We start from the raw sequence: 10,861 nt of genomic DNA on the forward strand, positions 1-10,861 counted from the left end.
CCGAATCTCTAAATCATTCGACGCGCACGAATAAAAATTGGAGGTTGGATGACGTATCTGCGTCATCAGTTTGCATTCCGCATGGAGGAGAGCAATATGGAATTGGACGAACTCGACAAGCGAATTCTTCGTGCGCTGCAAATCGACAACAAGCGGTCGTTTGCAGAAATTGCGGAGGAGGTGGGTTCGTCGGCTGCCTCTTGCCTTCGCCGCATCAAAAGGCTCCGGGATGAAAAGGCCATCATAGCCGACATTTGCCTGATTGATCCGAAAGTCGCCGGCCGTAGGCTGTCCGTCATCGTTACCGTGGAACTCGACCGGGAACGGCTCGATCTCGTCGATGAGTTCAAGAGAGCGATGCGGGCGGCACCGGAGGTGACGCAGTGTTACATGGTGACCGGCACGGCGGATTTTGTGCTGGTCGTTTCCGTAGAGGACGTGGAAGCCTTCGATGTCTTCGTCAAGACCAAGCTCTACACCAACAGGAACGTTCGCAAATTCAACAGCATGATCGCCCTGGATCGCGTCAAGTTCGAACCCCGTATCGCCATCTGATTGCCGATGACGCACCGAATTGAAATCGCTGGGCAAGGATTCACTGCGTGCCTGGCCAGAAAGGCGCCTCGGAGTTCCGCGTTGCAGAACTTCGGGATTTATGACGCGAAACGGTCACGGGAATGACGGTTTTGCAACCGGCAGCGTGGGAAGATGCGGGAGGATTGATCCAGTCGTTTTAATGGATGGATCATTGTTCATGTCTGCAAACCTGCATCCCTTGGCGCCCGTGCCCTTCGTTTCGAAGCAACATCAAGATACTGCGCGCTACCCGCACGGCGTCGCCTTCATGGATGGCCAATATCTTCCCATGTCGGAAGCCAAGATTTCCGTTCTCGATTGGGGATTGCTTCACTCGGACGCCACTTACGACACCGTGCACGTCTGGGATGGTCGTTTTTTCCGGCTTGATCTTCATTTGGATCGTTTTTTCAATGGTCTCGCTAAGCTGAGGATGGATATCCGCATGTCACGCGACGAGGTGGCGGAGGTTCTGCAAAACTGCGTCGGCTTGGCAGGGCATCGCTCAGCTTATGTTGAGATGATCTGCACGCGCGGAACATCCCCGACCTTTAGTCGCGACCCGCGCAACGCGGTCAATCGGTTCATCGCTTTTGCCGTTCCCTTCGGTTCCGTTGCAAACGCAGAGCAGATGGCCCGTGGCCTTCATCTTGCCATCAGCAACACAGTTCGGATACCGCCAGCGTCCGTTGATCCCACGGTCAAGAACTACCACTGGCTGGATCTGGTGAAAGGCCTTTACGATGCGTATGACCAAAATGCGGAATCGGCCCTCGTTCTCGATTACGAGGGAAACATCGCCGAAGGCCCTGGCTTCAACGTATTCGCAGCCCACAATGGCAGACTATCGACGCCGGCGCAGAACGTCCTGCCTGGCATAACGAGACGCAGCGTTCTCGACATCTGCGGCGCGCTCGACATTCCGGTGGCTGAGGTGCCCGTTTCCGTCGAACACTTGCTGGCCGCCGACGAAATCTTCATCACGTCCACGGCTGGCGGCGTCATGCCCGTCACCAAAGTGAATCAAACCGTCATCGGCCGCGGAGACGTGGGGGAACTGACCACCCGGGTAAAGGACGAATACTGGCGACGCCATACCGACCCGGAATGGTCGACGCCCGTCCGCTATTTCGCCGAAGGAATGTGAGATGCTGAACCGTTTCGTTGTGGATCTGGAAACGAGCCGGCAGCAAGGTTTCGAAAAGCACGAGGCTATCTTGTCCTCGGCGCAAGGGCGTGAGGTGACCGTCCTCCACCAAGGTTCAAGCCGGACGCTGATCAACATGTGTGCGAACAACTACCTTGGGCTTGCCAATCACCCCGAGGTCATAGGCGCGGCGACACGCGCCCTCGGCTCTCATGGCTTCGGCATGGCGTCGGTTCGCTTCATATGCGGTACGCAGGACCTGCATAAGCGGCTGGAGAACCGGCTGAGTACATATCTCGGTACTGACGACACGATCCTTTACAGCTCCTGCTTCGATGCCAATACCGGATTGTTCGAAACCTTGTTCGGCGCGGAAGATGCGTTGATCAGTGACGAACTCAATCATGCAAGCATCATTGACGGGATCAGGCTTTGTAAGGCTGCTCGCCACCGGTACCGACACGGCGACATGGAAAACCTTGAAGCCATCCTGAGGACATCGCAGGCGGCGCGAACGCGCGCGATCGTGACGGATGGCGTGTTCTCGATGGACGGGTCCGTCGCAAATCTTCCGGCGATCTGTGACCTCGCGCGCCGGTATAAAGCGCTTGTCGTCGTCGACGATTCTCACGCTGTGGGCGTTGTCGGACCAGGCGGCAGGGGAACACCCTCCCTTCATGGCGTCGAAGATCAAGTCGACATTTTGACGGGAACACTTGGAAAAGCCCTTGGCGGTGCTTCAGGCGGATATGTAAGCGGGCGTAAGGCATTGATCGACTGGCTGAGACAGGCATCCAGGCCCTACCTGTTTTCCAATTCCTTGATGCCGGCGATATGCGCCGGATCGCTCGCGGCTATCGATCTTGCGGAGAACTCGTTGGAAATCCGGGAGACGATGAATCACAGAGTCGTCCAGTTGAGGTCGGGTTTGCAGAGGCTTGGGTTCCGCGTCGGCGGCGTAGACCACCCCATCGTGCCCATACTGGTTGGTGATGCTGAGGCCGCTCAGGCCATGTCTGAAGTGCTTTTCGAAAGCGGTGTCTTCGCTGTGGCGTTCTCCTATCCGGTCGTTCCGAAAGGCGCGGCGCGCGTCAGGCTGCAGGTCAGCGCAGTTCACAGACCGGAGGACATTCTTCAGGTTCTCGGCGCTCTCGAATCGTTCAGCCACCCGCGCTGTCACCGGCTTTAATAGTTGCGCGGCTGAGTAACTATCGTACGTCGAGTGATGAAAAATGAGGCAATAAAGCATCACTATCAAACAAACGATACAAGTGGTTGTGTATTACCTTGGATACAATTTGACTCATGTCGTCCCATCACCGCAGTGATTTTCACCACTTGGTGATGGGTGGTGCTTGTCTATCTCGGGCAAGTTCGTTTCGGGGGATACTATAATGACGAAATTCGTTGGCCGGGTCGGCGTTAGCGGGCTTTCCTTTTTGGCTTCGCTTCTGGCCAGCACATCTGCATATGCGCAGCAGGTTGTGACAAATGGCGATATAGAGCTGTTTTTCGACGTGAACAGTGGCGCTCCTGGTTCAATTACGCTGGATAACGGCACTTTGAAGATTATGGAGCCGACGGTCATCACAGGGCCAGCCATCATAATCGGGCTCGGCGGCGGTACGATCGACACCTTCGGCGGTTGGTTCCCGATGGCCAATGACGCCACCCTGGGAACAGGATTAAGTGGGAATGGGACGTTCACAAAGGCGGGTGAAGGAACGCTCACTTTAACCGGCATGAACACGTTCACCGGCCGTACCGAGGTCACGGGCGGCACCCTTGCCCTTTCCGGCCAAGGACGTTTGAACCAATCCAGTAGCGTATGGGTTGGTTCAGGCGCCACGCTTGACGTTTCGGCTGCAGCAGCTGCCCAGCTGTTGCAGCTTAACGGCTATGGCTCTGTCGTCCTGGGCAACAATTCCCTCAATGTCGGCAGCGGCACTTTTTACGGGATCATTTCCGGCAACGGGGGGACCAATGTTGATTCCGGCACTCTGAAGCTGGTGGGTGACAACACCTTTACAGGCCAGGCCAGCACGAGCGCCAACGGTGTGTTGCAGATCGGAGATGGCGGAGCGACTGGTGTCGTTACCGGAAATATCCTCAACTATGGCAGCGTGATCTTCGATCGTTCCGGAACCGGCGGGCCTATAACCTATGCCGGTGTAATCACGGGACCCGGAAGCCTCGGCTTTGCCGGCGGCGCCACCTATATACTGAGCTCGAGCAGCAGTTCCTCCGGTGAGGTAACGATTGACTTGGGAACAACCCTTCAGTGGGGAACCGGTGGTGCCGCAGGGTGGATCGGACCGAGCACCCTGAGCATTTCTGCCGGCCCCATTACAAACAATGGTGCGCTGATCATCAATCGATCCAGCGACCGCATTTACCAGGGTAAAATCAACGGGACCGGGAGCTTCACGAAGCAGGGTAGCGGGATGGTGGCGTTGACCAATACCAACGGCTATTCTGGACAGACGAATGTCGAAGCCGGCACGCTTCTTGTCGATGGCTCGATCACCGCATCAAGCCAGACGAAAGTTCTCTCGGGCGCCACGCTGACCGGCAGCGGTACCGTTGGCAAAACCACCGTGCTCAATGGTGGCATCTTCGCCCCCGGCAATCATGCAGCCTCAGTGTCGGGCGCTCACAGGAAAGTCGCCTCGATCGGCACGATGAGCGTCGCCGGTGACTTGAACCTCGCCGCTGGGTCAAACTTCGACGTCAAAGTCGATGACCAAGGGCATTCGGACAAGGCCAGCGTATCGGGAGCGGTGACCATCGATACTGCCGCGAAAGTGCGTGTTGCCGCGTTGAACGGCACGGACGACGGCTCTACCTATGCCCCGGAGACGACATACACGATTTTGACCTCCACCGGAGGCATTACCGGTCAGTTCGATAGCTCCGTCGTCGAAAACTTTGCGTTTCTCGATGCGTCACTCCTTCAGGGCGCGAGCGACATTAAGCTCAAGCTGTCGCGCAACGACGTGCAGGTCACTGATGTCGCCGTCACGGGAAACCAGAAGGGTGCGGCGTCTGCACTGAGCGGCTTCGACACCTCTGATCCCGTTTATCAGCGCATGATGGGCATGAGTGCCGAAGAGGCGAGGGCAGTCTACGATTCCGTGTCGGGCGAAGTGCATGCGTCGGGCCAGCAGTCGGTGGACTACACCTTCAATCTCTTCACCTCATCGCTTGTCGGCGGCATGTCCGGCGGCGGCTCGGCCGGTCGGCAGACGGTGGCTTTGGGCTATGCCGAGGAGCAACAGGGGCGCGCACATCCCGGCTTTGCTGCGGTAACGCCGGCGCTCCGGACTACCGGTGTATTCGACACGGCGTGGATTACGCCGCTCGCGGGCTTCGGCACGATTAAAAACAACGGTAACGCAGCCAAGCTCGATTGGGCGGCTGGCGGATTGGCGCTCGGCTTCGATCGCTCGATCGAAGCCGAAGGTAGCGTTACCGATTTTGGTATCGGGTTCGGCTACCTTGTCTCGCGCGGCGACGTCGATGCCCGCTCTTCGGAATATGACACCAAGGGTGGCTTCGTCGGCGCCCATGCGGGCTGGACCGATGGTACCGTCGACGTCTCCGGTCGCTTGGCCTACGGCCTGACGGATGTCTCCACAAGCCGCGTTATCCGAGTCGGATCCATCACCAGGACCGCTACCGCGGCCTACTGGACACACACCTTTGGTGGCGGGGTCGAGGTCGGCTATGGTTTGGCGCTGACGAGCGAGACGAAGCTGAAGCCGGTCGGGACGTTCGATTTCGAATGGAGCGGTCATAACGGCGCAACCGAGACCGGCGCCGGATCCCTTAACGCGTCTGTTGCATCGGAAAGCAGATGGCAGGCGGATGCAGGTATCGGTCTTGAAGTCGAGCACGCAACGAAGCTTGCAAGCGGCGCGAATGTGATCTGGAAGGCCCGGGCTCTCTACGAAAGAGCGCTTGCCGACACGACCCCCACGCAGTCGCTCGCCCTGCAGGGCAACACAGGCACGCAGTTCGTCGTTGATGGCGCATCGACAGCTCGCGACCGCCTGGTCCTGGGTGCTGGCTTCGACTTCAAGCCTGCCGAGAACAAGCGCATTTCGCTTAACTATGCCGGTAAGCTGTCCAAGTCGCAGTCGACGCATGTCTTCGGAGCGTCGCTTGGCCTTGATTTCTGAGCGTTCCTAAGATCAGTTTTGCAAACAGCCCCGCTTCGGCGGGGCTGTTTTTGCGTCAGAGATATCGGCTTCCACTTTCGGCGAAAATCGCGCCGAAGGCTTCAGGGCGTTGGAAAATTCTGTTATCATGGTGGCTGGACTCGCAGTATCAAGTTCAAGAGGCCGGCACACGAGGGCTCTATGGAACGAGACAGTGGAAGTTGCACGCACTCGTACTGCGCGGTTATACCTGACACTATCCGCATCAAAGCTTTCGGCCAGCGTGACACCTGTCGGCCTCCCTCGTCTAGGTGCCTGACAGGAGATCGCTAACGCCGCCTTCAGACCTGAGCCATGCCCCCGTCGACAGCGATTTCTGCACCTGTCGTAAAACTGCTCTCGTCGCTAGCAAGGAAGACGGCTGCTGCCGCCACTTCATCAGGCCTGCCCATGCGCCCCAGAGGGATCATACCGGAAAGTGCGTCTCGAATTTCCTGTGAGGCAGCTGCCATCATCGCCGTATCGATCGGTCCAGGGCTTATGACGTTGACGCGGATGCCTTTGGGCGCGAGTTCGTTTGCCCAAGTCCGTGTGAATGAACGGACTGCGGCTTTGGTTGCACCATAGACACCGTATCCCTTGGTCCCGATGTCGCCTGCAATGGAACCAATCAGCACGATCGTTGCACCGGGCCTCATGAGCTCAATGGCACCTTGGGCCGCGAACACGAGTGCTCGAACATTCAAGCCGAATGTCCGATCGAAATGATCCTCGGAAACGTCTTGTAGTGTCGCGTACTCCGATAGGCCCGCATTCACGACAAGCACGTCGATGCGGCTATGTTCCGATCGGATCTGATCGAAGACGCGTCGCAGGTCGGCGGTGTCGCTGGCATCGGCCCGGATTACGTCAATGCGGCCGGCGCCGGTTGATTCCGTTGTCGTCTCCGCTCCCTTGCGGCTGGTCGCGTAGACCAGCGCTCCCTCGTTGGCGAACCTCTCGGAAATGGCTCCGCCGATGCCACCCACCCCGCCGATAACGAGGGAAATTTTGTTTGCTAATCTGCTCATATCAACTCCATCGAGAACAATGGAGCCAAGATATAATCTCTATACCTATGGTCAATTACGCACTATATGTAAAGCAGATATCGAGGAGTATACCTATGTCCGTGATGGATGAGAGCCTGCCTGTCAAACCTTGCTCGCCGCGTCTTCACAAGGCTGTGTCGGCCGAGGCGCTGCTGGACGTTGAAAGGGCCCGGCCGGTGCTTGAGCAGATCGCCAACAAGTGGTCGGTCCTGATCCTCACGGTCCTGTGTAGCAGGCCGTCACGCTTCAACGAGATTATGCGACGCCTCGACGGTATCACGCATAAGGCGCTCGCTGATGCGCTGAAACGGCTGGAGCGCAACGGGCTGATCCACCGTGAAGTGCTCACGACAACGACACCGGTTGGCGTCGAATATACAATTACCGCCCTGGGCCGCTCCCTACAGCAACCCTTCGAGGCACTTTATGCTTGGTCCATGACTTACGGTCCGGAGCTGGAGCGCGCGCAGGAAGAATACGATCGGGTCCGAGACTAGTCGACTGGTGTAGGTCGACGCCCGATTATTCAGGCGACAGCTCATCATGCGGCCGCGTTCGCAACGTGGTCCGATACGGTCGAGATGAACGCCCGAAGGCGCTTAAGGCGTCGTAGGTCCCGGTGATATCCCATCCAGATGTCGCGCGCCGGCGGTGGCATCGGCAGGTCCAATCTGCGGATGCCCGCGATCTGATCACCGACCGCGCGGGGTAGAACGGCGATCCCGACGCCTTGCCTACACATACGCCCCTGGACGTTGCGGTTGTTCGATCGCAGGGCCGGTTTGGCATTGGGGAAAGTCTCGATCAGCCAAGCGATATCGGGGAACCGGCCGGTCGACGTATCGTGAGTGATGAGCCGAAAACCGCTCCCGTCACCATATGTGGGATCAGGCGAATCCTCGGTAACGTAGACGCCGTATTCAAGCCTGAAAAGACGCCGCTGGACGACATCGGCGGCGTTGAACGGAACGATGCGAAAAGCGACATCGGCCTCCCGCTGGGCAAGGTTGAACAGGCGCGTCCCGGTCAGGATCTCGACGTCGACATCAGGGTAGGTTTTAGAGAAATCCGCCAGGATCGGAGGCAACACATAGGCGCCGAACCAGTCCGCCGATGAAATGCGCAGATTGCCCTTGAGATTCTGCTCCCGCCCTGCAAGCCGGCGCTCCATACCCAACGCGCTCTCTTCCATCTGTTCCGCCAGCGCCAGGACACCGTGACCTTCTTCGGTCAAAACAAGACCATCGGCAGTCCTCTGGAAGAGGGTTTGCCCAACTGCCTGCTCAAGCGCGCGTAGGCGCCTGCCGACGGTCGGATGGCTTGTCTGCAGAGAACGTGCGGCGCCGCCCAGCGTGCCGGATCGCGCCACCGCGAGAAAGATTCTGACATCACTCCATTCCACAACACACCCCGCACAAAACTGAACGCTGAGAATACAGTTTTGTTACTTAAAGAACAAATCTGATCGCCTAGATTTGACTCACATCAGGGGTGCCTCTTGTGCGGACTCAACGATCTTCATAGGGCGCTCGGTGAAGGATAGGGGCAGATGGCGTCGACTGAAGGAAACTCGGAGACACACTCATGAAAACTTGGCTCATCACCGGCTGCTCAAGTGGCTTTGGCCGGCGGCTCGCGCTCGCGGCAGCGAAACGCGGCGATCAAGTCATCGCGACGGCCCGCAATGTGACCGCGATCGAAGGGATGGCGGAGCCGTTCGGTGGTCGTATGATTACCGTGCCGCTCAACGTGACGGATGCGGCGTCGGCAAAGGCCGTCGTCGCAAAGGCTGTCGAAACATTCGGCGGGCTCGACGTGCTCGTGAATAATGCAGGCTATGGGCTATTCGGCGCAATCGAGGAGGGCGCGCCGGAGGAATATCGGCCGATGTTCGATGTGAACGTTTTCGGTTTGATAGAAACCACAAAAGCAGCCCTGCCAGTCCTGAGACGTTCGGGCGGAGCGATCGTTAACATGTCGTCGGGGGCGGGCATTGCGGGCAGCGGCGGGGCCGGATATTACAATGCGGCCAAGTTTGCCGTTGAGGGGGTGTCGGAAGCGCTCGCCGGCGAGCTGAAGCCGTTCGGTATCCGCGTGCTGATCGTCGAGCCTGGACCATTTCGCACGGATTTCCTTGGACGGTCGATCGCATTAGCGGCCAACGAGATGCCGGAATATGCCGCGAGCTCGCGCAGGCGCTACCGCGAATCCAACAACGGCTATCAGGCAGGCGATCCCGACAAGGCGATTGCGGTGATCCTGAAGGCAGTAGATGCCGACGAAGCCCCGCTTCATTTGCCGCTCGGCCCCGCCGCACATTCTATCGCTGAGCGAAAGCTGGCGTCCTTCCGCAGCGATATCGACGCTTGGCGCGATATCACGATCGCAACGGATTACGACCAGCTTTGACGATGCCGGGGAGCGGAATGTCCTACCTGCTTCAGCATCACGCAGACAAGAACTCTGCCAATCGGTAGCGGATCGTCATCAGCCGATCCGCTACGATAGCGGATAATGAAGAGCATTGTGTCACAGACGACCACGGTCCACGAAGCTACTCAGCGTCAGTGCACGGTCCCGAGAACCTTCTGTCACGACGGCTCCTTGGGCACGTAGTCGCGGCCGGGATCGATGGTCGTCGGCCGCCCGTCGAGGAAGAGTTCACCGATGCGCGGGGCGCTGCGTGAGATCACCTTGCCGCCCTTAACCACGGCGAGGCGAGTCGGCTTCAGCCGCAGCGCCTCGATGACGTCGGCGGCCTGGAGCACGATCAGGTCCGCCTTGCAGCCCACCTCGAGACCGTAGCCTTCAAGCCCCATGGTCCGTGCCGAATTGACGGTCAACGCATCGAAGATCTTTTTCTTGTCCTCGATCCCGCCCATCTGCGCCACGTGGATTGCCATGTGGCCGACTTCGAGCATGTCGGCAGAGCCCATCGAATACCAGGGATCCATGGTGCAATCCTGGCCGAAGGAGACGTTGAGGCCGGCGGCCATCAGTTCGCGCACCCGCGTCATGCCGCGCCGCTTGGGGTAGGTGTCGTGGCGTCCCTGCAGCATGATGTTGATCAGCGGGTTAGGGATGACGTTGATCTCGGCTTCGGCCATCAATGGGATGAGCTTGGAGACGTAATAATTGTCCATGGAATGCATGGAGGTGAGATGGGAGCCTGCCACGCGTCCCTGCAGGCCATGGCGCACTGCCTCAGCCGCAAGCGTCTCGATGTGGCGGGACATCGGATCATCGGTCTCGTCGCAGTGGATATCCACCGGCAAACCGCGCTCCGCCGCGATCCGGCACAGCGCCTCGAGCGAGCGCCGTCCATCGTCCATCGTTCGCTCAAAATGTGGAATGCCGCCGACGATGTCGAGCCCCATGTCGAGTGCGCGCTTGAGCGAAGCCTCGCCGTCCGGCGCACGGTAGTAGCCATCCTGCGGAAAGGCGACGAGCTGCAGCGTGATATAGGGCGCCACCCGTTCACGGACTTCGATCAGGGCCTCGGCGGTCACGAGGCGCGGGTCGGACGTGTCGACATGGCTGCGGATGAAGAGCAGGCCCTGGCTGACGGCGAGATCGCAGTAGCGCAGCGCGCGCTCGACCAAGGCTTCCTTGGTGAGGAGCGGACGCAGCTCGCCCCAGAGCGCGATGCCCTCGAGCAGCGTGCCGGAGACGTTCATGCGCGGCATGCCGAGCGACAGCGTCGCGTCCATGTGGAAATGCGGATCGCAGAAGGGCGGGCTTGCCAGCCTTCCTGTCGCATCGATCTCCTCACCGGCGACGGCATCGATCCGCTTCTCGATGATCGCGATGATGCCGTCCTTGAGGCCGATGTCGAACCCTTGGCGGCCGTCGGGCAGGTTGGCGTTGCGGATGATGAGATCGAACAT

Annotated in this window: 9 protein-coding genes; 6 read left to right on the forward strand and 3 right to left on the reverse strand. The window is 58.9% G+C overall.

Annotation, left to right across the window (positions count from 1 at the left end):
• Positions 1 to 48: 48 nt before the first annotated feature.
• The 4 genes from K6301_RS16790 to K6301_RS16805 all read left to right on the forward strand — a co-directional run bounded on the left by K6301_RS16790 (position 49) and on the right by K6301_RS16805 (position 5,904).
• The gene (locus K6301_RS16790; protein WP_247221654.1) at positions 49 to 555 is read left to right on the forward strand and encodes an Lrp/AsnC family transcriptional regulator; all 507 of its coding nucleotides are present in this window, start codon (positions 49 to 51) and stop codon (positions 553 to 555) included.
• 199 nt (positions 556 to 754) lie between these two features.
• On the forward strand, positions 755 to 1,723 hold the full coding sequence (locus tag K6301_RS16795; RefSeq protein WP_247221655.1) for an aminotransferase class IV: 969 nt from the start codon (positions 755 to 757) through the stop codon (positions 1,721 to 1,723).
• 1 nt (position 1,724) lies between these two features.
• Positions 1,725 to 2,912 (forward strand): glycine C-acetyltransferase, encoded by a 1,188-nt coding sequence (locus K6301_RS16800; RefSeq protein WP_247221656.1) that lies wholly within the window; start codon positions 1,725 to 1,727, stop codon positions 2,910 to 2,912.
• Between the two features lie 205 nt (positions 2,913 to 3,117).
• Positions 3,118 to 5,904, forward strand: a complete 2,787-nt coding sequence (locus K6301_RS16805; protein ID WP_247221657.1) for an autotransporter outer membrane beta-barrel domain-containing protein — start codon at positions 3,118 to 3,120, stop codon at positions 5,902 to 5,904.
• Positions 5,905 to 6,224: 320 nt separating this feature from the next.
• Here the strand turns inward: K6301_RS16805 and K6301_RS16810 are convergent, their stop codons facing one another.
• On the reverse strand, positions 6,225 to 6,953 hold the full coding sequence (locus tag K6301_RS16810) for an SDR family NAD(P)-dependent oxidoreductase (protein ID WP_247221659.1): 729 nt from the start codon (positions 6,951 to 6,953) through the stop codon (positions 6,225 to 6,227).
• Positions 6,954 to 7,057: 104 nt separating this feature from the next.
• On the opposite strand from K6301_RS16810, the gene K6301_RS16815 reads away from it, so the two are divergent.
• A complete protein-coding gene (locus K6301_RS16815; RefSeq protein WP_247222527.1) occupies positions 7,058 to 7,471 on the forward strand; it encodes a winged helix-turn-helix transcriptional regulator in 414 nt (137 codons plus the stop codon).
• 44 nt (positions 7,472 to 7,515) lie between these two features.
• On the opposite strand, the gene K6301_RS16820 is transcribed toward K6301_RS16815, so the two are convergent.
• The gene (locus tag K6301_RS16820; RefSeq protein ID WP_247221660.1) at positions 7,516 to 8,376 is read right to left on the reverse strand and encodes a LysR family transcriptional regulator; all 861 of its coding nucleotides are present in this window, start codon (positions 8,374 to 8,376) and stop codon (positions 7,516 to 7,518) included.
• Between the two features lie 182 nt (positions 8,377 to 8,558).
• Here K6301_RS16820 and K6301_RS16825 point away from each other — a divergent pair, with 182 nt between their 5' ends.
• Complete coding sequence (locus K6301_RS16825) at positions 8,559 to 9,383, forward strand: oxidoreductase (protein ID WP_247221661.1); 825 nt, start codon at positions 8,559 to 8,561, stop codon at positions 9,381 to 9,383.
• A gap of 182 nt (positions 9,384 to 9,565) precedes the next feature.
• Here K6301_RS16825 and K6301_RS16830 read toward each other — a convergent pair whose 3' ends face one another.
• Entirely contained in the window at positions 9,566 to 10,861 is a 1,296-nt protein-coding gene (locus K6301_RS16830) for an amidohydrolase family protein (RefSeq protein WP_247221662.1), read from the reverse strand.

Source organism: Shinella oryzae, assembly GCF_023038235.1.
GTDB lineage: Bacteria > Pseudomonadota > Alphaproteobacteria > Rhizobiales > Rhizobiaceae > Shinella > Shinella sumterensis.